Here is a 22819-nt window from a genome sequence, read left to right on the forward strand (position 1 = left end):
TGGATAAAAATTGTGAACAGATTTCAAAAATGTTGTGATATAGTAGAAAAATGTTCGACATCGAATGCCATATCATCACTTCAAGCAATTTACCAGATTTGGCGCGTGCGGACAAATGATCTGCTTATAAGAAGGTGACATCTTTGAAGAAGAAATCTATTTTGCTGCCGCTCACTTTGCTGGCTGTAGCACTATATGCCATTCTCTCAGGAGATCAATTTGACATTTGGAAAGATCAGGAGAAATGGTATACACTTGTACTGCTTTTTGGCCTTGCTTTCTTATATCAAGGAAAGAAGGAACAGGAAACCTCTCATGTGTTTATCGGTATGCTCATGACAGGCCTTGCGCTACACTTTATCCTTCAGCCGAAATTAGAACACTGGCCAGATACATTTACGATGATTGTGTTCATCGTCGGCCTCGCGCTTTTGATGAAATCATCACAGAAAAAGGAATATCGAATAGAAAGTGTTGTTCTCATTGCACTCGGTCTATTCCTTTATTTCTTTCAACAAATTACAAAGCAACTTAGCACACTTTCGATCCCTACTTCCGGTTTTGAATTGTACTGGCCATATGTATTGATTGCCGTCAGTCTCCTCTTATTATTTTTAAAAAGGAAATAACTTATACAATAAAAAGGCATCTGCATTGTGCAGATGCCTTAGAATGTTGATAAATGGCTAAAATGAACTTGATTTTAGCCATTTGTCTTCTTTTCAGCGTGATAGAAAACCTTTGCAGTCTAGGAAGGACGAGTACTGGCGCGGAGCGAATATGTCATTCGTGAGCACCAGCACGCAGGACTGACAACGAATGCGAGGGTTTGTCTTCACGCTGAGGCATCTGCTATGTGCAGATGCCTTTCTTTTAACTGTTAATCTTCGCAAGAATCGCATTCCATGCTTCATCTTTTCCCTTTTTTGTTTCAGAAGAGAAAAGGATTAATTCATCTGATGGGTCGATGTCGAGTGTCTGTTTGACGACTTTCGCATGCTTTTCCCATTTGCCTTTTGGAATTTTATCGGCCTTTGTCGCAATAATGATCACAGGAACTCCATAGTATTTAAGGAATTCATACATGTTCACATCATCTGCGGATGGCTTATGACGCAGATCCACAATTTGGACGACTGCTTTTAACTCTTCACGCATTGTAATATACGTTTCGATCATTCTCCCCCATGCTTCGCGCTCTGTTTTTGATACTTTTGCAAAGCCATAACCTGGGACGTCCACAAAATGGAGCATATCATTAATAATGTAAAAATTAAGCGTCTGGGTCTTTCCTGGTTTAGAAGACGTACGCGCTAAATTTTTCCGATTAATCAATGAGTTAATGAACGAGGACTTTCCAACATTTGATCGTCCAGCAAGTGCGATCTCAGGCAGTCCCCCGCTCGGGTACTGCTCTGGTTTCACCGCACTAATGACGATATCTGATTTTGTTACTTTCATCTTCCCTCTCCTACTAACGCTTTCTCAAGCACCTCATCTAAATGTGAAACCGGAATAAAAGTTAATCCTTCTCTCACACTTTCAGGAATATCATCAATATCCTTCTCATTGTCTTTTGGAAGAATAATCGTTTTCAGTCCTGCACGATGTGCGCCTAATGCTTTTTCTTTTAATCCGCCAATCGGAAGCACTCTTCCTCTTAACGTAATTTCTCCTGTCATGCCAACCTCTTTTGAAACAGGACGTCCTGTGAGTGCTGATACAAGAGCCGTCGCAATGGTAATACCAGCTGATGGCCCGTCCTTTGGAACCGCACCCTCTGGAACATGGATGTGAATATCGTGCTTTTCATTAAATTGAGGATCAATGTTCAGTTCATCTGCTTTTGAACGAACATAACTGAATGCCGCCTGCGCAGATTCTCTCATGACATCACCGAGCTTACCTGTTAGCAAAAGCTTGCCTTTACCCGGCGAGAGTGAGACCTCGATGGACAAGGTGTCTCCGCCAACTGTGGTATATGCAAGGCCTGTGACAACGCCGACCTGATCTGTCGTTTCCGCCTGACCATAACGGTAAAGTCTTTTTCCGAGGAATTCAGATAAGTTTTTTTCCGTCACTGTGATGCGTTTGCGGTCTTCAGCCACAATTGCTCTTGCCGCTTTTCGGCAAATCGCCGCAAGCTGACGCTCTAACCCGCGGACTCCTGCTTCTCTTGTGTAATAGCGAATCATATCATAAATCGCTGCTTCACGAAGCTGCAAGTTCCCTTTCTTTAATCCGTGCTCCTTTAGCTGCTTCGGCAGAAGGTGATCTTTCACAATTTCTGCTTTTTCAACTTCCGTATACCCTGCAATCGTGATAATCTCCATTCTATCACGAAGTGGACCTGGAATGGTTGCTAAATTGTTGGCAGTTGCGATAAATAAGACTTGAGACAAATCAAATGTCTCTTCAATATAATGATCGCTAAAATTATGATTTTGCTCTGGATCTAACACTTCAAGCATCGCAGAAGACGGATCTCCTCTAAAGTCAGAAGACATTTTATCAATTTCATCTAAAAGAAAGACCGGATTCATCGTGCCCGCCTTGCTCATCCCGCGAATGATACGACCAGGCATCGCACCTACATAGGTTCTTCGATGACCACGGATCTCAGATTCATCACGTACACCGCCAAGAGAGATACGGATAAACTTTCGATCGAGTGATTTGGCAATGGATTTAGCAAGTGACGTCTTCCCTACCCCAGGAGGTCCTGCCAAGCAAAGAATCGGTCCCTTTAATGAATTTGTCAGTTTCTGAACAGCAAGATATTCGAGTACCCGCTCTTTTACTTTTTCAAGCCCGTGGTGCTCGTCATCTAAAATTTCGCTTGCAAGCTTTAAATCTAGACGATCTTCTGTATAAGTGCCCCACGGCAGATTGATCAGCCAATCAATATAATTGCGAATGACAGAACTCTCAGCAGAGCTTGAAGGGATTTTTTCATAACGGTTCAGTTCTTTTAAAGCCGTTTCACGAACGGAATCTGGCATGCCGGACTCTTCAATTTTAGCCATAAGCGTACTGACTTCGCCTGTTTTCCCCTCTTTGTCTCCAAGCTCTTTTTGAATAGCTTTCATTTGTTCGCGCAAATAATATTCTTTTTGCGTTCGCTCCATTGAACGTTTGACACGCTGGCCAATTTTCTTTTCAATCTCTAGCACTTCTTTTTCATTGTGAATGAGACTGATGACCCGATTCAACCGTTTTTTGACATCGACTGTTTCCAGCACTTCTTGCTTGTCTTTTAATTTCAAAGGAAGGTGGGAAGCGACGATATCCGCCATTCTTCCAGGTTCTTCAATATCCGTCACCGTTGCATATGTTTCAGCTGAGATTTTTTTTGAAATTTTTATGTACTGATCAAAGTGATCTAACAAAGTGCGCATGAGTGCTTCTGCTTCTGCGTCCTTTAATTCTTCTTCTGTCAACTCTTTAATATCGACTGACGTATAGTCTTCTAGCTCCATGTAGGATTCGATCTGCGCTCGATTTAAGCCTTCGACGAGCACACGGATCGTTCCATTTGGCAGCTTCAGCATTTGTTTAATTTTTGTGTAGGTGCCGACTTTGAAAATTTCCTCTTCACCTGGTTCATCTATTGAAATTTCCCGCTGTGTTGCTAGAAAAATCATATGATCGTTCATCATCGCCTGTTCTAATGCTTGAACAGACTTTTCGCGCCCAACGTCCAAATGCAAGACCATTGTTGGATAAACAAGCAAGCCTCGCAGCGGAAGGAGCGGAACATTCTTTTTGATTTCATCTGCCATGTTGATAGACACCTCCGTCACTAGTATGAATCATTATAATATACCTGTTTCAGTCTTGTACAATGTAAAAGACTTGAGAAATGATGATCTTACCGTAGTATACCCTTTCTTTTTATCTTGAAAAAGAAAAAAAGATCTATTTCACTAAAAAATCCCCATATGAGATGGGGATTAAACAGATTTCCTTTTCATTTCTTCTTCTAGTCCATCTTTCTTCTCATCTGGCGGATTGACCAAACACTGATCCAGCACTTCTTGGAAGTGCTTCACAGGCACAATCGTAACCCCTTCAATCTCTTTTAAGATCGACTGCTGATTGTCATAAGGGATGATCACTGTTTTGACACCCGCTTGTTTGGCTGCCTTGATTTTTGGTATGACACCGCCGATCGGCTTCACCTGACCTTGTAATCCAATCTCACCGGTCATCGCCGTTAAATGATCAATCGGAATTTGATGAATGGCTGAGAAAATGGCTGTGGCCATCGCAATTCCAGCAGATGGCCCATCAATCGGGGCACCAGCCGGAAAATTAATGTGGATATCATATTCATTTGTTCGTATGCCTAAGTTTCGAAGCACGGTTAAGACATTTTCAACTGAGCCCTTCGCCATACTTTTCCGTCTGATTGATTTCGACTGATTGCCGATGCTTTCTTCTTCTGCAATACCAGTAATATTGATACTGCCTTTTTCAAGCGCTTTACAAATGTTCACTTCAATTTCAAGTAGAGCCCCGCTGTTCGGTCCATACACGGCAAGACCATTTACTACTCCTACCTTTGGCTTTTCCGGTACTTTTTGTTCATATCTTGGTGTCAGCTGGCTTGAATGAATGACCCATTCTACATCGGCGATCGTAATATCTTTTCGGTTTTCAGTGACAGCCATACCTGCGGCGATCTGTACCATGTTGACCGCTTCACGTCCATTTTTCACATAGGATGTTAACAGGTTCAGTCCTTCGTCACTTAATTCCTTCTGTATTTTCTCGACTGCTTTAGCTGCAACAATTTTCAGCTCATGCTGATCCAAATCCTTGAAGAAAATCTCCAAACATCTTGATCGAATAGCCGGCGGAATTTCGTCCGGTGTTCTTGTCGTGGCGCCAATCAGTCGGAAATCAGCAGGCAACCCATTTTGAAAAATATCATGGATGTGATTCGGGATCTGCGTATTTTCTTCACTGTAATAAGCACTATCTAAAAACACTTTTCGATCTTCTAGCACTTTAAGCATTTTGTTCATTTGAATCGGATGCAGTTCTCCAATTTCATCGATAAAGAGAACGCCCCCATGAGCATGTGTGACGGCTCCTTGTTTCGGCTGCGGAATGCCTGCCTGTCCCATGGCTCCTGCTCCTTGATAAATGGGATCATGTACGGAACCAATCAAGGGGTCTGCGATGCCTCGTTCATCAAATCTTGCCGTTGTGGCATCAAGCTCAACAAATACTGCATCTTTTTTAAATGGTGAATCAGCGTGACGCTTCGCCTCTTCCATCACTAGACGGGCAGCAGCTGTTTTTCCAACACCAGGCGGCCCGTAGACGATGACATGTTGCGGGTTCGGTCCACACAGGGCAGCTTTAAGTGCACGTATACCGTCTTCCTGCCCTACAATATCTTGAAACCCCTTTGGCCGGACTCTCTCTGATAAAGGTTCACTCAGTTTAATGGATCGCATCTTTCTGAGTGCTTCCATTTCTTTCTTCGATTCTTTATCGATCGTCACCTTTTGTGTGCGCTGATTTTTCAGTAAGTTCCAAAAGTACAACCCGATGACGATACCAAAGAACAGTTGTATGAATAATACGATTCCTGTCCAGCTCAATCGGTGCTCCCTCCTTCATCTATCGTTATGTATTGGTTTCTGTCTGCTAGTATTTCCTAGAGCTGGACGGAATAAACACAACTTCCACGATAAATAAAAAACTCCTGAATCAAAAGATTCAGGAGTCATCAAATGGGCTTATGCTGATGTTTTTGTATCTTTATTCACGACTGTACCGTCTTTTAAGACAAGACGTGGCGGCTCACCATCAGCAACCGTTTCACCAGTAATGACACATTTCTCAATATCATCACGAGATGGAAGATCAAACATCACATCAAGCATGATGCCTTCAATGATGGAGCGAAGACCACGAGCTCCTGTTTTACGCTCAATTGCTTTTTTCGCAATTTCGCTAAGAGCATCTTCTTCAAACTCAAGCTCAACATCATCAAGCTCAAGCATTTTTGTATATTGCTTAACGAGCGCATTTTTAGGCTTCGTCAAGATTTCTACAAGTGCTTTTTCATCTAACGGCTCTAGGCTTGCAATAACCGGAAGACGACCGATGAATTCTGGGATTAAACCGAAGCGAAGTAAGTCTTCTGGCAGAACTTTTGATAGAAGGACTTCTTTTTCAAGATCTTCAATTTTATTTTCCGCACCGAATCCAATGACTTTTTGACCTAGGCGGCGTTTGATGATTTGCTCAATGCCGTCAAAGGCTCCACCACAAATGAAGAGGATATTTGTTGTATCAATTTGAATGAATTCTTGATGAGGATGCTTACGTCCACCTTGAGGCGGTACACTAGCGACTGTTCCTTCAAGAATTTTCAAAAGGGCTTGCTGTACACCTTCCCCAGATACATCACGGGTGATAGAAGGGTTTTCTGATTTTCTTGCTACTTTATCGATCTCATCGATGTAGATAATGCCTTTTTCAGCTTTTTCTACATCATAATCTGCTGCTTGGATCAGCTTTAGTAAAATATTCTCTACGTCTTCCCCAACGTAACCTGCTTCTGTTAAAGACGTCGCATCTGCAATCGCAAATGGAACATTTAAAATACGTGCAAGCGTTTGAGCAAGTAATGTTTTACCGCTTCCTGTAGGTCCAATCATAGAAATGTTACTTTTCGAAAGCTCAACATCATCAATCTTACTGTTGGAATTAATCCGCTTGTAATGGTTATAAACCGCTACAGCTAAGGATTTCTTCGCATTCTCTTGTCCGATGACATATTCATCAAGAATCTCCCGGATTTCATGAGGTTTCGGAACATCCTTGAATTCAACTTCTTCCTCAGTACCGAGCTCTTCTTCAACTATTTCCGTGCAAAGCTCGATACATTCATCACATATATATACGCCAGGTCCTGCGACCAGTTTACGCACTTGATCTTGCGTTTTTCCGCAAAACGAGCATTTTAATTGACCTTTTTCCTCGTTGAATTTAAACATTCTTTCACCCCTTATTCTTCTTCACTTGCCTGTAGCTAACAGTCAGCTACCCTTCTGGGTCCAGTATGTATGCATTTTACCATACTTTCCTAAAAGACGGTAATGATGTGTTTGTAACACTGCACATTGAGATATGTATGACAGAAAGATGCGACTTACACTATCGTTTCCAAAAGAAGCGATGATAAGTCAAAAATTGTACAAAACAAGGCACGAGTCACTCGCGCCCTGTTTTATTATTATGCACCATATTAACGGTTTTCTACAAGAAAATCAATTGCTTTACGAACTTTTAAATCTTCTTTCATTGCTTCAGTAGAACCGATCGCTTGTTTGATATTTTCAACTGGCATGTTGTATGCTTCAGCCATTTTTGAAAGTTCTTCTTCCACTTCTTCATCAGACACTTGTAGGTCTTCTGCAGCAGCAATTGCTTCAAGAGTAAGATTAGATTTTACGCGTTTAGCAGCATCTTCTTTCATTTGCTCTTTTAGCGCATCTTCATCTTGTCCAGAGAACTGGAAGTAAAGCTCAAGGTTCATCCCTTGCATTTGAAGACGTTGTTCGAATTCTTTCATCATGCGGTCTAACTCAGTGTCAACCATCGCTTGAGGAACGTCAACTTCCGCATTTTCAGAAGCTTTTGCTACTAACTCTTCACGAAGTTTGCCTTCTGCTTCGTTTTCTTTTGCTTCTTCAAGACGTTTCTTCGTTTTTTCAGTTAATTCAGCAATCGTTTCAACTTCTTCATCAACATCTTTAGCGAACTCATCGTCAAGTGCTGGAAGTTCTTTTGCTTTAATTTCATGAATTTTCACTTTGAATACAGCTGGTTTACCTGCAAGGTCTTCAGCATGATATTCTTCTGGGAATGTCACTTCAACGTCTTTTTCTGCACCTGCTTCAAGACCAACCAATTGCTCTTCGAAACCAGGGATGAATGAACCAGAACCTACTTCAAGAGAGTAGTTCTCAGCTTTTCCGCCTTCGAATGCTTCTCCATCAACGAATCCTTCGAAATCTAGAACAACTGTATCGCCGTTTTCGATTGCGCCTTCTTCTTTGACAACAAGCTCAGCTTGACGGTTTTGCATAGCTTTTAACTCTTCTTGGACATCTTCATCAGATACAGATGTGTCGTCTTTTTCTACGTTAAGACCTTTGTAGTCACCAAGTTTTACTTCTGGCTTCACTGTTACTTTTGCAGTGAAGATTAAGCTTTCGCCTTTTTCGATTTTCTCAACATCGATTTCAGGGCGGTCAACCGGCTCGATACCAGCTTCGTCGATTGCTTTCGGATATTCAACTGGAAGAAGAATATCTAGTGCATCTTGATAAAGAGATTCTACTCCAAAACGCTGCTCGAAAAGACCACGTGGTACTTTCCCTTTACGGAATCCAGGGATTGATACTTGCTTAACTACTTTCTTAAATGCATCATCAAGTGCTTTGTTAAATGTTTCAGCGTCAACTTCTACTGTTAAGACACCTTCGTTACCTTCTTGTTTTTCCCATTTTACTGACATGTGTGTTTCCCTCCAAAAATCTATTCAGATTGTGCGTTGTTACATTCTAAAGCATCATAAAGACTTCGTCCAATCAAAAACCACGCACTCCGCTAAAGAAGCGGTCTTATGTATACAACATTTGACTTGATTATACATAACGTCTTTCAACCGTTGGAATCTTACAACCGCACGATATATGCACAAATACAACCATTATATTATAACATAACAAGTCCGTCTTTCAACTAAATCGACAAATTACAAATAAGAAATTTCTTCAATATCTTTCAGCATTGTACAAGCTTCTCTCAGCTCTCGTTCGTTAAAATCATACAATAAATGCAATTCTTCGAGGTCAATCTCGATTCCATGCATTTCATAGCCGACTTTATGAAGTGCCGCAGCCCAAAGATTCGGATCCGTATATTTAGGAAGAAATGGATATAGCACAAATAAGTGCCGGCGCCATAACTCTTCAACTCCTTGGTAAAGGGTTGGGTTCTCATTGCCGAGTGTGTCATCGAGCTTTCGAAGGACTTGCTGAAGCAGTGGCATTTGCTCTGGCTTGACAGCCTCAGAAGGAACAAGCGTTAAAGAATCACCGAACTTCGTCACATGAACCGGCTTTGCCACATCATGATCTGACAGAAGTTGCAGGATCAATGATTTGACCAAAGGGTTTCCATCAGGCTTTTGTAGGATCGTATTTAATAGACCCATATGCGGCGTGATGTTTCGGTCTTTCAGCGAATGGATGAACTGCACCTGCTCTTCTGGCCGCTCGAGCATTTCATCTATATTGATTTCTCCGCTGCCTTCCTCGTCTTCGTCTAAAATCTCTTCTGGTGATTCAATCATCTTTCTGCTAAATTCAAGCAGCTTATAAAAATGCTCCGCGCTTTCTGCTGGAAGGTGATTTTCTTCAAGGACTGCCTCAATTGTTTGTTTGACTTCCTCGTACTCTTTCAGCTGAATTAAGATGGTCATATATACTTGAAGCACAGTGAAATAGTGGCCATATCCTTCATGTAGCATCTTTTCACAGACTCGCTTTGCATCCTGCAGCTCACCAAGCTCTAGAAAACAAATCGCCATACCGAGATGAATATCGGATTCTTCATCGTCATCATACGATTTCGCTTCTGAAAATAAGTGAAGCGCCTCTTGATACTGTTTATCTTTTAATGCTGCCATTCCTTTTTCAATCAGTCTTTCTTTCAGACCAGGAAACAAAATGACATTATCTTTCTTCTTGTCATGTTTCATGCTTACGTTCCTTTCGGGCGCATATTTTTTATCAGTTTACCAACGAAGGTTAGTAAACACAAGTAACGAGAGGTTTTCATGCAAAAAAGAAGCCGTCACACCACGGGGACGGCTTCTCGTTGTTTATGCACGCAGCCAGCTGCTACGTTTTTCTTCAAATGCTTGAATCTCATCTTCTAGTAACAATGTTAATGAAATCTCATCATAGCCATTCAGGAGCATTTCTCTCCAGTGTGGATCTACATCGAAAGGAGTAACATTCCCTTCATGGTCTTGAATCTGTTGTTTTTCCAGATCAACTGTCATTTCATATCCTTTGTTTTCATATGATGCAGCAAACGTTTTCCACACATCATAATCAAGACGAATTGGAAGCATCCCGTTTTTAAAACAGTTTTGATGAAAAATATCGGCGAAAGATGGGGCAATGACAATTTTGAATCCATAATCATCAAGTGCCCAAGGCGCATGTTCCCTTGATGATCCGCAGCCAAAGTTTTCGCCTGCGATCAAAATAGAGGCTCCTTCATAAATCGGCTGATTGAGTTCAAAATCTGGATTCGGACTACCATCTGCCAAATATCGCCAGTCAAAAAAGGCAAATCGGCCATATCCTGTTCGTTCGATTCTTTTCAAAAATTGTTTCGGAATGATTTGATCTGTATCTACATTTATACGGTTAAGCACAGCGGCTTTTCCTTTATGAGTGACTAAAGGCTCCATCTATGACACAACTCCTTACACGACTGTTTTCTCTTGATTAAACTTCCTGACATCGACAAATCGGCCATGTATGGCAGCCATTGCAGCCATTGCCGGGCTGACAAGATGCGTTCTTGCACCCTTCCCTTGACGTCCCTCAAAGTTACGGTTTGATGTAGATGCACAGCGTTCACCTTCTGGCACCACATCGTTATTCATACTGAGGCACATACTACAGCCAGATTCTCTCCATTCAAATCCTGCTTCTAGGAAAATTTTATGAAGACCTTCTTCTTCTGCTTGCAGTTTGACACTTTGTGAGCCAGGAACCACAATCGCTCTGACATGATCAGCTACTTTTTGTCCTTCAATCATAGAAGCGGCTTGGCGTAAATCAGTCATTCTTGAGTTCGTACATGAGCCAATAAACACATGCTCAATCGTAATATCTTCAATACGCTGATGCGGGTGAACCCCCATGTATTCATAAGCACGTTTTGCTTCTTTTTGGTCATCTTCTTGTGCAAAATCTTCAGGTCCTGGAATTGCTGCATCCACAGGGAGCACCATTCCTGGGTTAATTCCCCACGTGACCATTGGTGAAATATGATTTCCATCTAAAACAATGGTTTTATCATAGGTCGCACCCGGATCTGTTCTTAATTCTTTCCATTCTTTGATCGCTGCTTCGAAATCTTCACCCTGCGGTGCGTATTTGCGTCCGCGGCAATATTCAAAGGTCACTTCATCCGGTGCGATCAATCCTGCTCTTGCGCCTGCTTCAATTGACATATTACAAACGGTCATCCGCTCATCCATTGACATGTTTCTGAATACTTCCCCAGTGTATTCAATGACATAACCTGAACCGAACTTCACGCCATGCGCGCCAATGACTGCTAAAATGACATCTTTGGCTGTTACCCCTTTTTGAAGCGTTCCGTCTACTCTAATTTCTAGTGTCTTCGGACGCTGCTGCCAAAGTGTTTGTGTGGAAAGCACATGCTCAACCTCACTTGTGCCAATCCCAAAGGCAAGTGCACCAAATGCGCCATGAGTAGATGTATGACTATCTCCACACACGATTGTTTTACCCGGAAGTGTTAAACCAAGCTCTGGTCCAACGACATGAACGATTCCTTGGTCTACACTGTGAAGGTCAGCTAGACGGACCCCGAATTCAGCACAGTTGCGCTCTAGAGCACTGACTTGCTTCTTCGCAATCTCATCTTTGATCACAAATCGATTCACAGTCGGAATGTTATGATCCATCGTCGCAAATGTGTTTTGTGGTCTTCGCACCTTGCGCCCTTTTTGTCTTAATCCTTCAAATGCTTGAGGTGACGTCACCTCATGCACCAAGTGCAGATCAATATATAAAAGGTCTGGTTTTCCCTCGCCATTTTTGACAACATGCTGATCCCATATTTTTTCGATGATTGTTCGAGGCATAACCCTTTTTCCTCCCTCTACCTAATTCAACAAGATTTCTATTTATACAATGGTTTTCGTACGTTGTTTGAGTGCATCTACAACGGCTTTCGTGATATCATCAGTCGTTTCATACGTTCCCTCTTTTGCTGCTAGGTCCTTTGTTCGTTTGCCAGAGGCAAGAACGGCTTCCACAGCTGCTTCAATTGCAGCCGCTTCTTCTTCTAGAGCAAAGGATGTTCTAAGCAAGCTGGCTGCTGACAATATAGTAGCCAGAGGGTTTGCGACATTTTGCCCCGCAATATCGGGTGCTGAACCATGAATCGGCTCATATAAATGAAGGCCGGTGCTTGATAAACTAGCAGATGGCAGCATGCCGAGTGAGCCAGTAATCATAGATGCTTCGTCACTTAAAATGTCACCAAACATATTCTCTGTCACGATGACATCAAATTGAGCGGGCTTATAAATCAGCTGCATCGCGGCATTATCGACGAGCATGTGCTCATATGCGACATCTGGATACTGGGATGCAACTTCTTCTACCGCATCCCGCCATAGTTTACTCGAAGCGAGAACATTCGCTTTATCCACAGACGTTACTTTTTTCCGTCTCGTTAACGCCATGTCGAACGCTTCTTTTAATACACGAACAATCTCTTCCTTTGTATAAAGAAGTGTATCAACCGCAGCTTCTTTTCCTTCATCATCCGTGTAGCGCTCACTTGGTTCGCCAAAGTAGAGGCCTCCAGTTAATTCACGAACGATGACGAAATCTACTCCGTTAATGTGATCTTGTTTTAACGGTGAAGCCTCACTCAAGCTATCAAATACTTTGACAGGGCGGATGTTCGCAAATAAGTCCAGCTGCTTGCGAATGGAGAGCAAGCCTTTTTCTGGGCGAAGTTCTGGCGGGTTTTGATCCCACTTTGGTCCGCCAACGGCTCCTAATAAAATCGCATCTGCGCTTTTGCACACTTCTACTGTTTCTTTAGGGAGCGGATTGTTTTTTTCATCTATCGCTATACCGCCAATGAGAGCTGTTTCGAATTCAAATTCGTGTTGAAATTGAGCCGCTGTCTCTTTCAGGACAGCGACGGCTGATGTGACGACTTCCGGTCCGATTCCATCGCCGGGCAAAAGTGCAATTTTCTTTTTCATGAGTCCCTTCCTCCTTTCTTATGAGATGGCGTGATGTTTCTCAATTTCTATTAGGTTTGATTTAAAGATTAAATGTCTATTCACTGCATTGACGTAAGCTTTAGCCGATGCTTCCAGCACATCTTGCGCTACACCGCGTCCTGCTGTTTCTTTTCCTTCTATTGAAACAGTGACATATACTTCCGCTAGTGCGTCTCTGCCTTTTCCATTGGATTGAATACGATAATCTAGCAAATGAATTCTTTCCTCCATACAGCGCTCAAGCGTGTTGTACACAGCTTCTACACTGCCTGCACCTGTAGCTGCTTCTTGAATGACTTCCTGCGTTTCTTGATTTTTAAGAGAGACTGTTGCTGTCGGCATTTGCTCTGTCCCATAGTGAACTTGAAGACTTTCAAATTCATAGCCAATTTTACGATCTGCTACTTTTTCTTCTAATATAATAGAGATCAAATCATCATCTGTGATTTCTTTCTTCTTCTCTGTTAAGTTCTTAAACGTTTCGAAGAACTTATTGATTTCTTCTTCAGTCAATTTAAAGCCGAGTGTTTTTAAGCGGTCTTTAAACGCGTGTCTTCCGGAGTGTTTACCAAGGACAAGCACATCTGTTGTGACGCCTACAAGCTCTGGAGAGATAATTTCATAGGTTGTTTTTTCTTTGAGGAATCCATCTTGGTGAATACCTGATTCATGGGCAAATGCATTGTTTCCAACGACTGCTTTATTACGCGGTACAATCATACCTGAGTATTTGCTCACTACATCACTTGTGCGCTTAATTTCATTCAACTGAATGGTTGATTCGACTTGGTAAAAGTCTTTGCGAATATGAAGGGCAACTGCAATTTCTTCTAAAGCAGCATTTCCTGCGCGCTCTCCAATACCGTTGACAGCTGTTTCAATTTGATCTGCTCCATTTTCAATGGCAGCAAGTGAGTTCGCTACAGCCATTCCTAAATCATCATGACAGTGTGCTGACAAGATGACTTGATCGATATTTGGAACGTGTTCCTTCATATATTTAAAGATATTTCCGTACTCTTTTGGTGCTAGGTATCCAACAGTGTCAGGTAAGTTAATGACACTTGCGCCTGCGTCGATCACTTTTTCTACAATTTCTGCTAGGAAAGAAAGATCTGTCCGGCATGCATCTTCTGCTGACCACTGAACAACTGGGAAGCGCTCTTTCGCGTATTTCACCATTGAAACAGCTTGTTCAACCACTTCTTCACGTGTTTTCTTTAGTTTATGCTTGAGGTGAATGTCAGAAGTCGCAATAAAGACGTGTATTCTTGGTTGAGCTCCATCTTTTAATGCGTCCCATGCAGCATCAATGTCACCTTTCACACATCGTGCAAGTCCTGCAACTGAACAGTTCTTAATCGTTCTTGCAATTTCTTGTACGCCTAAGAAATCCCCTCGGGATGAAGCGGGAAAACCCGCTTCAATGATATTAACCCCAAGGCGCTCAAGCTGCTTAGCAATGATTAGCTTTTCTTGTGCATTTAAGTTCACTCCTGGTGATTGCTCTCCATCTCGAAGTGTTGTGTCAAAAAAATTAATTTTTCGCACCGACGCTCACCGCTTCCTTTTTCTTTCCTTGTTTAACGAAAGGCATCATTTCACGAAGCTTTCTTCCGACGATTTCAATTTGGTGCTCATTTTCATTTGCATTGATCGCATTGAAACGTGGACGATTCACTTGGTTTTCAACAATCCATTCTTTCGCGAATGTTCCGTTTTGGATGTCAGTCAAGACTGCTTTCATTGATTCTTTTACTTTTGCATCCACAACGCGTGGTCCTGATACGAAGTCACCCCACTGCGCTGTATCAGAGATGGAATATCTCATACCTTCTAATCCTTCTTCATACATAAGGTCAACGATCAATTTCAGTTCATGCAGACACTCGAAGTATGCAAGCTCCGGCTGATAACCAGCTTCTGTTAATGTTTCAAAACCTGCTTTTACTAATGAAGTAAGACCTCCACAAAGAACTGCCTGCTCACCGAATAGATCCGTTTCTGTTTCTTCTTTAAATGTTGTTTCAAGAACGCCCGCTCTTGCTCCGCCGATTGCTTTTGCATAAGCAAGTGCTTTGTCTTTCGCTTGACCTGATACATCTTGATAGATAGCAAATAGTGCAGGTACACCAGCGCCTTGCTCATATGTTCTTCTTACAAGATGTCCTGGACCTTTTGGAGCCACAAGATACACATCTACGTCACTTGGAGGAACAATTTGATGGAAGTGAACGTTGAATCCGTGTGCGAATACAAGTGAATTCCCTGCTTCTAATTGATCTTTGATTTCTTCATCATATACTTTCTTTTGCTGCTCATCTGGAAGTAATACCATGACGACATCTGCTTGTGCTGCTGCTTCTTTTACTGTGAATACTTGATGACCGTCTTCTTGTGCTTTTGTATAAGATCCGCCTTTTCTTACGCCGACAATGACATCTACGCCGCTCTCTTTTAAGTTCAATGCATGTGCATGACCTTGTGACCCGTAACCAATGATAGCTACCTTTTGACCGTTTAATACGTTTTCTTGAATATCACCGTTATAATATACTTTTACCATTTGACTCTCTCCTTTTGTTTAGACAATTGAAATTGTTTTATTTGTTTGTGGCTTTTGCTGATTATCTCTCGCAAAGGCCGTGGTGCCAGTTCTGGCGACTTCTTTAATGCCGTATGGCTTAAGTAATTCAATGAGTGCTTCAATTTTTGAAGACTCACCTGTCACCTGAATGACGACACTTTCTCTGCTCACATCTACAATAGAAGCTCTAAAAGGTTCAATGACCCCCGTGATCTCCATTCTAGATGCTGGTGCAGATACGACTTTTATCAAAGCCAGCTCTCGCTGAACGATTGATTGGTTTGTAATATCCGTTACTTTGAGGACATCGATTTGTTTGTTCAGCTGTTTTGTCAGCTGTTCGATGTCTTTCTCCTGGTCTACATGGACGACGAACGTGATGCGTGATACATCTTGAATCTCAGAATGGCCGACCGTAATGCTTTCAATATTGTAGTGTCTTTTGGTAAAAAGGCCTGTGATTCTGTTCAGTACGCCTGATCGATTTAATACAGTCAACACAATAATTCTTTTCAAGGTTTCACCCCCACCATCTCATGAAGTCCTTTCCCCGGTGCTACCATCGGGAATACTTTCTCATCTCTCGCTACATTGACATCGATGAAAACAGGCTCTCTAGACGTTAATGCTTCTTCTAGCTTTTCTTGCGCCTCTTCGTCTGATGAGATTCTGATCCCTTTAATGCCATAAGCTTCAGATAATTTCACAAAGTCTGGCTGCTCTGAAAATTTAGAATGCGAGTAGCGTTCTTCGTAAAAAATTTCTTGCCATTGTCTTACCATTCCAAGACTGTGATTATTGAGAACAATCACTTTCACTGGAAGGTTCAGCTCACGGATAACGGCAAGTTCTTGCAGGGTCATTTGGAAACCTCCGTCTCCTAAAATCGCTACAACCGTTGCCTCTTGATCAGCTAGCTGCGCGCCAATCGCTGCCGGTAAACCAAATCCCATTGTGCCAAGCCCACCAGATGTCACCCATTTATCGGCATTTTCGAATGGATAGAACTGTGCAGCCCACATTTGGTGCTGTCCGACATCAGTTGCCACAATGGCTTCACCTTTTGTAAATTGATGAATGTATTCGATCAGCTTTTGAGGCTTAAAGCCTTCAGCTTCGTTTTCGACATACCAGAGTGGATATTCTTCCTTCCACTGATTTAGCTGGCTCTTCCACTCGTCTGATTTACCTTGTTTCCCGTCCTGCTTGATCAGTTCTTGAAGCACTAGCTTACTGTCACCAACAACTGGGATATGGGTGTGAATGTTTTTACCAATTTCCGCTGGGTCGATGTCAATGTGAGCCACCTTCGCATGCTTTGCAAAATGATTGAGGTTGCCAGTTACCCTGTCATCAAATCTCGCTCCGATTGAAATGAGTAAGTCACATTGATGTAGTGCCATGTTCGCTGCATATGTGCCGTGCATACCCGCCATTCCTAGGAAAAGAGGGTGCTTTGCTGGGAATCCACCAAGCCCAAGCAATGTATGAGCGACAGGGATTTGCTGCTGCTCTACATATTGCCTTAATTCTTCCGACGCTTTGCCGTGAAGAACGCCAGCTCCTGCTAGAATAACTGGTTTCTTTGCTCTGCTTACAGCTTCTACTAACTTGCGAATTTGCAAATAATTCGGCTCAATTTTCGGCTGATAACCAGGCAAGTCGATTGGCTGATCGTATTCAAATGTCCCTTCAATGCCAGCGACATCTTTTGGAATATCAATCAAGACTGGACCAGGTCTGCCGGTTGTTGCGATGTGAAATGCCTCTTTAATGACACCCGGTAACTCTTCTGGACGTCTCACTTGATAGCTGTGTTTTGTGATTGGCATTGTGATACCAAGTACATCTGCTTCTTGGAAAGCATCTGATCCAATGACTGAGGTTGCCACCTGTCCAGTGAAGATAACCATAGGTAGTGAATCAATCATCGCATCCGCAATTCCTGTGACTAGGTTTGTTGCCCCCGGTCCTGATGTGGCAATAACAACGCCTGGTTTACCAGATACTCTTGCGTATCCCTCCGCTGCGTGAATCGCTCCTTGCTCATGTCTTGGCAGGACATGAAATAAACCAGAATCGTAAATTTTATCGTAGATCGGTAAAACAGCTCCGCCAGGATAACCAAAAATGACTTCTACTTTTTCTCTTTTGAGTGCTTCAATTAACATGAGTGCACCGTTCATCGTTTGTGGTGCATTTGATTTTTCCGTCTCCATTTGTACATTTGTCCCCATTTGATTTCCTCCTCTTTGTCTTGCTTCAGTCAAGTCCTTTCACCCTTTTCCATTCAAGATAGAGATATGAGACCATATAAAAAAGCCTTCTCACCCCACAATGACACTACTTTTCACTAGGTCAAAGGGGCGAAAAAGCTTTGTTTTTCGCGGTACCACCCTTGTTCACGGCAAATCATGCTGCCGTCTCATGGACATCTTTCATCCATTTTGGTAACGAGTGATGCAATGTCACTCGGTCTGCCCTACTATCATTTCAAGCAGACACTCAGAGGTGAGTTCACTTTAGAAAGTAACACCGGTTTCCAGCTAGCACCGGCTCTCTGTAGATACTGACTCTAAAGCTACTAGTCCTCTTCAACGTTTATCGATATCTATTTAGCTTGCGTGAATGTTTTCATCGGTAAAGACTACTTTTTCTCCTTCTTCAACGACTCGCTTGCGGAATTGTTCAAGAAGTTTGTTTGTGTGGAACCCTGGTTTTCCTTCGCCAATGATACGGCCGTCAACTTTTACAACAGCGATGACTTCGGCAGCGGTTCCTGTCAGGAAGACTTCTTCAGCTGTATACACATCATGTCTTGTGAAAGGTTCTTCTTTCACTTCGTAGCCTAAGTCTTCTGCGATTTCCATGATGGCATTTCTTGTGATGCCTTCAAGAGCGCCGATATAACCTGGCGGTGTATAGAGCTTACCTTTTTTATAAATAAACACATTGTCTGCAGAACCTTCTGCCACGTACCCTTGATCGTTCAGCATCAGCGCTTCACTCACACCGGCCATATGGGCTTCGATTCGGACAAGGATGTTATTCAAATAGTTTAATGATTTCACTTTTGGACTTAGTACGTCAGGACGATTTCGCCTCGTTGGTACTGTCACAATATCAATACCTGTTTCATATAGGTGCTTTGGAAAGATGGCCAGCGGCTCTACAATGATCACTGTATTGGCTCTCCCACAGTTGTTTGGATCTAAGCCAAGATCACCGGCTCCTCTTGAGACAACAAGGCGGATATAGGCATCTTTTAGGCCGTTCCTTTCAACTGTATGAATCATTTTTTCAGTGAGCTCCTCAAGTGAATATGGAATGTTCAGCATAATGGATCTAGCGGAATCATACAGGCGGTCTAAATGTTCTTTCATTCGAAAGATATTTCCGTTATAAACACGTATTCCTTCGAACACACCGTCACCATATAAGAAGCCATGATCATAAACTGAAATTTTCGCATCCTCTTTTTTCACGAGTTCATCGTTTAAAAAGATCCACTGTTCCTTTTGGTCTTCCATCTTCAGTGAGCACCCTCTCTTTCAAACAAAAAGTAGTTGAATTTTCAGACACTTTATATTGAAGTGTCTCACGCTTACTCTGCGTGTCTGTTTGCTTTTGTTGAACCCATCTTACGCCGCTTTCCATACAGTGTCAACAGCATTTTTAAAATTATTAGACAATTTAGACTAATCAAAATAAAATGTATACGCTTACACCTTTGCTAGACAAGGAATGAAAAAACTTAAAATTTTTTGTATTTTTTCTTCAATTTATTTACTCTACATGAACGGTTTTCTTTTGAACAAGCTTTTGTGATATTTTTTTACACGGTTTTTGAAGAATATTGTGAGATTTCATTGCGTTTGTTTTTTCCTTCAGCATGCCTTTCTAAAGCGTTTTCCTATGAATTTGTGATAGAATGAGAGCATCTAATAGAAGGAGGGCAATACATGGCTAACATCAGAGGTTATATCGGAACGTATACAAAAGGAGACAGCAAAGGAATCTATTCTTTTACTTTAAATACGGACAAGCAGCAGATTGAACAAGTAGAAGTGGCTGCAGAACTTGAAAATCCTACATATTTAACTGTCTCAGATTCTCAAAAGTTTGTGTATGCTGTTGTGAAAGAAGGAGCACAGGGCGGTCTTGCTGCGTATCAAATTGATGCCGACACCGGCGCACTTCGTTTCATCAACCAAGAGCTTGCCGATGGGGCTTCTCCTTGTCACGTCAGCGTGGACAGCCAAACGAAAACAGCGTTTACAGCAAACTATCATAAAGGAACAGCAGAGATGTACGAAATTGATGCTGAAAACGGCTCAGTGATTCGCACGCTGTCACAGGCGCAGCATGAAGGCACTGGACCAAACGAAGACCGTCAAGAAAAACCGCACACTCACTTTATGGGTTTGACACCTGATGAACAATTTGCAGTAGCTGTTGACCTTGGCACAGACGGAATTTATACGTATAAGAAAGAAAACAGCAAACTTGAGCTTACCCATACATTTGAAACAAAACCAGGAAGCGGCCCTCGTCATATCACATTCCACCCAACGAAACCTGTGGCCTATGTGATGACAGAGCTCAGCTCAGAGGTCATTGTACTTCGTTACTTTGAAGATGGTCATTTCGAAGAGATCCAAACGATCGCAACCATTCCTAATGACTTCACAGAGAATAATCAAGGCAGCGCCATTCATGTGTCTTCTGACGGTCACTTTGTGTATGCAGGAAATCGTGGACATGACAGCATTGCCATTTTCAAAGCAGATCATGACGGCAAACTAAGCCTCGTTGAAATTGCTTCATCTGAAGGAAATTGGCCTAGAGACTTTGTCCTTGATCCAACAGAAGAATTTCTCGTCGGCTCAAACCAAGAATCTAGTAATCTTGTGTTATACAAACGTGACAAAGAAACCGGTCGACTCACTGTCTTACAAACAGACATCACCGTTCCGCATCCGGTTTGCGTGAAATTTTTAGGATAATGAAAAAAGCCTCCGTTTAGGAGGCAATAGATTGTTGACAAAGGGCTAAAATGACCTTTATTTTAGCCCTTTGTCTTTTTTTCAGCGTAGTTGAAAACCCTTGAAGTCTAGGAAGAACAAGCACCGGAGCGCAGGACTGACAAAGAATGCGAGGGTTTGTCTACACGCTGAAGCCCCCGTTTAGGAGGCTTTTCTTTAAGCAGACGGCATACCGCCATCTTCAAGCTTTTGATCAATGAAAGACGTATCGCTTTTTTCACCGAACCATTTTCCCAGCCTGTCTTTTGCTTTTCCTTTGACATCGTCATCAATGTACATTGCGACTTGAAGCAGAGCAAATGTGATGGCGCCTAGATCATCTGTGTAGCCGATCCCCACCAATGTATCAGGGATCAGGTCAATCGGAAGGATAAAGTACCCTAGCGCCCCAATGATGAGGGTCTTCGCTTTAACCGGTACTTCGGGTTTTTGCAATGTATAATAAAGTAATAACACAGCATAGACAAGAGAAACTCCAGCTTTTTGTGCCGTCTTTTTTAACTTTTCCCAAAAGGCATGATCATTAAAATGCTTCTTTGAACGCTTTAATAGTTCTTTTTCCTCAGAACGATTCATCGTATCGCCTCCATATTCAGCATAGCCCTTCCACCTTAGTTATACAAGAAATCCACTCATTCGACAAACAAAAAGCAGCAGAAAGCTGCTGCAATCTACTGCTCTTTGTAAAACTTTTCGATCGCCTTATCGATGTATACCCATCCTTTATACGACACATGAATCGTGTCCTTAAAGAAATATGGGTCATACTCATGCGAAGTCAAATCTGCGACTTCATACCCATTATCTCGAATTTGACGATTGATTTTTTGATAATAATCTGTACGTCCCTCTTTCGGAAAACCAGTGTAATCATACCATTTTCCGTTGACGGGAATCGTCACGAATAAAGGCTTCGCCCCTGCCTGTTTTAAAATATCCAGCATGATCTGGAAATCTTTATATTCAGGTGATGCTGCATAAGAATTGTCACGACGAGAATCCTTCATCTTTTTCATGATCGGCTTCAGCTTACGATCAAACAGTCTCTGATCAATATAAAACGGGTTGTCCCCTGCTTTTTCGGATCCTAAGACGCTCGCTTCTTTTTCAAGCTCAGTCCATGTTTTCCCTTTCACTGAAGGAGACGGACGATGCTTGCGCTCATGCCCAGACCCGATCGTATAGTACATGTCTTTCTTTTGAAGCATGCCATAATACATTTTTGCAATAGGAGAAATCGCGCCATAAGCGAATTTGTTCCCAGAAAGCTCTGCTTTAAAAAGCTCTGTGATGACCATGTCGTTCTTTACTGCCTTAAACTTCATGATCCTTTTGATGAGCTTTTTTTTCACAGCTGGATCAATTTCTTTATTATAAGCAAGATCAAGCGCCTGAAGCGCTGAATAGTTAGGAGCAAAGTGATTCTCGTCTGATCCCCCTTTGACAAACCACTGCGGGGACACGATAAACACAAGCTTTTTCCCTTTTAATTCATTCATATGCGCTGCAAAGTTCATGGCATGAATTAATGATTGCGATCCACCTTTTCCAACAAGATAAGGTGTAAACCCTTGAGGATTTTCATGAAAGAAATTCGAAGGGTGATATGGATCAAAACGGGATAGTTCAGAAGATCCATAGATCGGCAAATAAGTTGGATCTTTTAGCATTTCATCTTGTAAATAAAGCCCTTGGAACATCCCTGGATCTAATTCTGTGGCTGACTTTTGTAATTTGTCTTTTGGGATCAGATGTGAGAGCCATGCATTTGGTACAAGAAGAACACCAATGAATAGAACAGCCGCTAAAATAAGCGGCCCAAAAAAACGCTTTTTCATTACTTCATCTCTGCCAGCTGCTCAGCAATGTGATTCGGTGTATCCCACACATCACGATCAAACTCTGTAATCGGAACAGTAATTCCAAGTTGACTTTCAATTGCCATAAGTAGTTCTACTGTACCAAATGAATCTAGAAGACCTTCGTCAAAAATTGCAATCTCTGGATTTTCTTTCACAACGTCGTCCTGACAAACCTCTGCAATAATACCGTATACTTGATTTTTAAATTCCATAATTT

General features: G+C 42.1%; 19 protein-coding genes and 1 other annotated feature. Of the genes, 2 read left to right on the top strand and 17 right to left on the bottom strand.

The window, feature by feature from the left end; all coding sequences use genetic code 11:
• The first annotated feature begins 143 nt into the window (after positions 1-143).
• Positions 144-629, top strand: a complete 486-nt coding sequence (locus MKY11_RS12955; RefSeq protein ID WP_024718411.1) for a hypothetical protein — start codon at positions 144-146, stop codon at positions 627-629.
• 244 nt (positions 630-873) lie between these two features.
• Here the strand turns inward: MKY11_RS12955 and yihA are convergent, their stop codons facing one another.
• The 14 genes from yihA to ilvE all read right to left on the bottom strand — a co-directional run bounded on the left by yihA (position 874) and on the right by ilvE (position 19225).
• Complete coding sequence (gene yihA / locus MKY11_RS12960) at positions 874-1461, bottom strand: ribosome biogenesis GTP-binding protein YihA/YsxC (protein WP_007501562.1); 588 nt, start codon at positions 1459-1461, stop codon at positions 874-876.
• On the bottom strand, positions 1458-3782 hold the full coding sequence (lon, locus tag MKY11_RS12965) for an endopeptidase La (RefSeq protein WP_096881697.1): 2325 nt from the start codon (positions 3780-3782) through the stop codon (positions 1458-1460). The genes yihA and lon overlap by 4 nt, the downstream gene beginning before the upstream one ends.
• A 171-nt stretch (positions 3783-3953) precedes the next feature.
• Entirely contained in the window at positions 3954-5615 is a 1662-nt protein-coding gene (lonB, locus tag MKY11_RS12970) for an ATP-dependent protease LonB (RefSeq protein ID WP_007501566.1), read from the bottom strand.
• A gap of 138 nt (positions 5616-5753) precedes the next feature.
• Positions 5754-7019, bottom strand: coding sequence for an ATP-dependent protease ATP-binding subunit ClpX (gene clpX / locus MKY11_RS12975; protein ID WP_017358145.1), 1266 nt, complete (start codon positions 7017-7019; stop codon positions 5754-5756).
• Between the two features lie 251 nt (positions 7020-7270).
• Positions 7271-8545, bottom strand: coding sequence for a trigger factor (tig, locus tag MKY11_RS12980; RefSeq protein WP_017358146.1), 1275 nt, complete (start codon positions 8543-8545; stop codon positions 7271-7273).
• 240 nt (positions 8546-8785) lie between these two features.
• Positions 8786-9793, bottom strand: a complete 1008-nt coding sequence (ddcA, locus tag MKY11_RS12985) for a DNA damage checkpoint antagonist DdcA (RefSeq protein ID WP_008342841.1) — start codon at positions 9791-9793, stop codon at positions 8786-8788.
• Between the two features lie 123 nt (positions 9794-9916).
• Complete coding sequence (gene leuD, locus MKY11_RS12990; protein WP_008342843.1) at positions 9917-10516, bottom strand: 3-isopropylmalate dehydratase small subunit; 600 nt, start codon at positions 10514-10516, stop codon at positions 9917-9919.
• A gap of 15 nt (positions 10517-10531) precedes the next feature.
• Positions 10532-11947, bottom strand: a complete 1416-nt coding sequence (leuC, locus tag MKY11_RS12995; protein WP_041090960.1) for a 3-isopropylmalate dehydratase large subunit — start codon at positions 11945-11947, stop codon at positions 10532-10534.
• A 42-nt stretch (positions 11948-11989) separates the two neighbouring features.
• Positions 11990-13087 (bottom strand): 3-isopropylmalate dehydrogenase, encoded by a 1098-nt coding sequence (gene leuB, locus MKY11_RS13000; RefSeq protein ID WP_178896990.1) that lies wholly within the window; start codon positions 13085-13087, stop codon positions 11990-11992.
• Positions 13088-13105: 18 nt separating this feature from the next.
• Positions 13106-14659, bottom strand: a complete 1554-nt coding sequence (locus MKY11_RS13005; RefSeq protein ID WP_008342850.1) for a 2-isopropylmalate synthase — start codon at positions 14657-14659, stop codon at positions 13106-13108.
• On the bottom strand, positions 14646-15674 hold the full coding sequence (gene ilvC / locus MKY11_RS13010) for a ketol-acid reductoisomerase (protein ID WP_007501581.1): 1029 nt from the start codon (positions 15672-15674) through the stop codon (positions 14646-14648). Before ilvC ends, MKY11_RS13005 begins: the two co-directional genes overlap by 14 nt.
• Before the next feature lie 18 nt (positions 15675-15692).
• Positions 15693-16211 carry an acetolactate synthase small subunit gene (gene ilvN, locus MKY11_RS13015; RefSeq protein WP_007501584.1) on the bottom strand — a complete coding sequence of 173 codons (519 nt, stop codon included), beginning with the start codon at positions 16209-16211 and terminating at the stop codon, positions 15693-15695.
• Positions 16208-17932 carry an acetolactate synthase large subunit gene (ilvB, locus tag MKY11_RS13020; RefSeq protein ID WP_268362608.1) on the bottom strand — a complete coding sequence of 575 codons (1725 nt, stop codon included), beginning with the start codon at positions 17930-17932 and terminating at the stop codon, positions 16208-16210. The genes ilvN and ilvB overlap by 4 nt, the downstream gene beginning before the upstream one ends.
• A 122-nt stretch (positions 17933-18054) precedes the next feature.
• Positions 18055-18302: a binding site (T-box leader), on the bottom strand.
• An 8-nt stretch (positions 18303-18310) separates the two neighbouring features.
• Positions 18311-19225, bottom strand: coding sequence for a branched-chain-amino-acid transaminase (gene ilvE / locus MKY11_RS13025; protein ID WP_008342856.1), 915 nt, complete (start codon positions 19223-19225; stop codon positions 18311-18313).
• Positions 19226-19657: 432 nt separating this feature from the next.
• Here ilvE and MKY11_RS13030 point away from each other — a divergent pair, with 432 nt between their 5' ends.
• Positions 19658-20701 (top strand): lactonase family protein, encoded by a 1044-nt coding sequence (locus tag MKY11_RS13030; protein ID WP_342501472.1) that lies wholly within the window; start codon positions 19658-19660, stop codon positions 20699-20701.
• Between the two features lie 195 nt (positions 20702-20896).
• Here the strand turns inward: MKY11_RS13030 and MKY11_RS13035 are convergent, their stop codons facing one another.
• From MKY11_RS13035 to dltC, 3 genes are all read right to left on the bottom strand, one after another.
• Positions 20897-21316 (bottom strand): YkvA family protein, encoded by a 420-nt coding sequence (locus MKY11_RS13035; protein ID WP_342501473.1) that lies wholly within the window; start codon positions 21314-21316, stop codon positions 20897-20899.
• A 95-nt stretch (positions 21317-21411) separates the two neighbouring features.
• Positions 21412-22578: a D-alanyl-lipoteichoic acid biosynthesis protein DltD gene (gene dltD, locus MKY11_RS13040; RefSeq protein WP_048002087.1), complete on the bottom strand. Its 1167-nt coding sequence runs from the start codon at positions 22576-22578 to the stop codon at positions 21412-21414.
• On the bottom strand, positions 22578-22814 hold the full coding sequence (gene dltC / locus MKY11_RS13045) for a D-alanine--poly(phosphoribitol) ligase subunit 2 (protein ID WP_003216498.1): 237 nt from the start codon (positions 22812-22814) through the stop codon (positions 22578-22580). The genes dltD and dltC overlap by 1 nt, the downstream gene beginning before the upstream one ends.
• Positions 22815-22819 lie beyond the last annotated feature (5 nt).

Origin of the sequence: Bacillus sp. FSL W7-1085 (assembly GCF_038595035.1) — a bacterium.
GTDB classification, from domain to species: domain Bacteria; phylum Bacillota; class Bacilli; order Bacillales; family Bacillaceae; genus Bacillus; species Bacillus altitudinis.

What these genes read in the sequence shown, in the direction of transcription:
- yihA (WP_007501562.1), bottom strand. Translation starts at nt 1,461, where the DNA reads ATGAAAGTAACAAAATCAGATATCGTCATTAGTGCGGTGAAACCAGAG.
- dltD (WP_048002087.1), bottom strand. Translation starts at nt 22,578, where the DNA reads ATGAAAAAGCGTTTTTTTGGGCCGCTTATTTTAGCGGCTGTTCTATTC.
- clpX (WP_017358145.1), bottom strand. Translation starts at nt 7,019, where the DNA reads ATGTTTAAATTCAACGAGGAAAAAGGTCAATTAAAATGCTCGTTTTGC.
- MKY11_RS13030 (WP_342501472.1), top strand. Translation starts at nt 19,658, where the DNA reads ATGGCTAACATCAGAGGTTATATCGGAACGTATACAAAAGGAGACAGC.
- leuB (WP_178896990.1), bottom strand. Translation starts at nt 13,087, where the DNA reads ATGAAAAAGAAAATTGCACTTTTGCCCGGCGATGGAATCGGACCGGAA.
- ilvE (WP_008342856.1), bottom strand. Translation starts at nt 19,225, where the DNA reads ATGGAAGACCAAAAGGAACAGTGGATCTTTTTAAACGATGAACTCGTG.
- leuD (WP_008342843.1), bottom strand. Translation starts at nt 10,516, where the DNA reads ATGGAGCCTTTAGTCACTCATAAAGGAAAAGCCGCTGTGCTTAACCGT.
- MKY11_RS13035 (WP_342501473.1), bottom strand. Translation starts at nt 21,316, where the DNA reads ATGAATCGTTCTGAGGAAAAAGAACTATTAAAGCGTTCAAAGAAGCAT.
- lon (WP_096881697.1), bottom strand. Translation starts at nt 3,782, where the DNA reads ATGGCAGATGAAATCAAAAAGAATGTTCCGCTCCTTCCGCTGCGAGGC.
- ddcA (WP_008342841.1), bottom strand. Translation starts at nt 9,793, where the DNA reads ATGAAACATGACAAGAAGAAAGATAATGTCATTTTGTTTCCTGGTCTG.
- ilvC (WP_007501581.1), bottom strand. Translation starts at nt 15,674, where the DNA reads ATGGTAAAAGTATATTATAACGGTGATATTCAAGAAAACGTATTAAAC.
- leuC (WP_041090960.1), bottom strand. Translation starts at nt 11,947, where the DNA reads ATGCCTCGAACAATCATCGAAAAAATATGGGATCAGCATGTTGTCAAA.
- tig (WP_017358146.1), bottom strand. Translation starts at nt 8,545, where the DNA reads ATGTCAGTAAAATGGGAAAAACAAGAAGGTAACGAAGGTGTCTTAACA.
- dltC (WP_003216498.1), bottom strand. Translation starts at nt 22,814, where the DNA reads ATGGAATTTAAAAATCAAGTATACGGTATTATTGCAGAGGTTTGTCAG.
- ilvB (WP_268362608.1), bottom strand. Translation starts at nt 17,932, where the DNA reads ATGGGGACAAATGTACAAATGGAGACGGAAAAATCAAATGCACCACAA.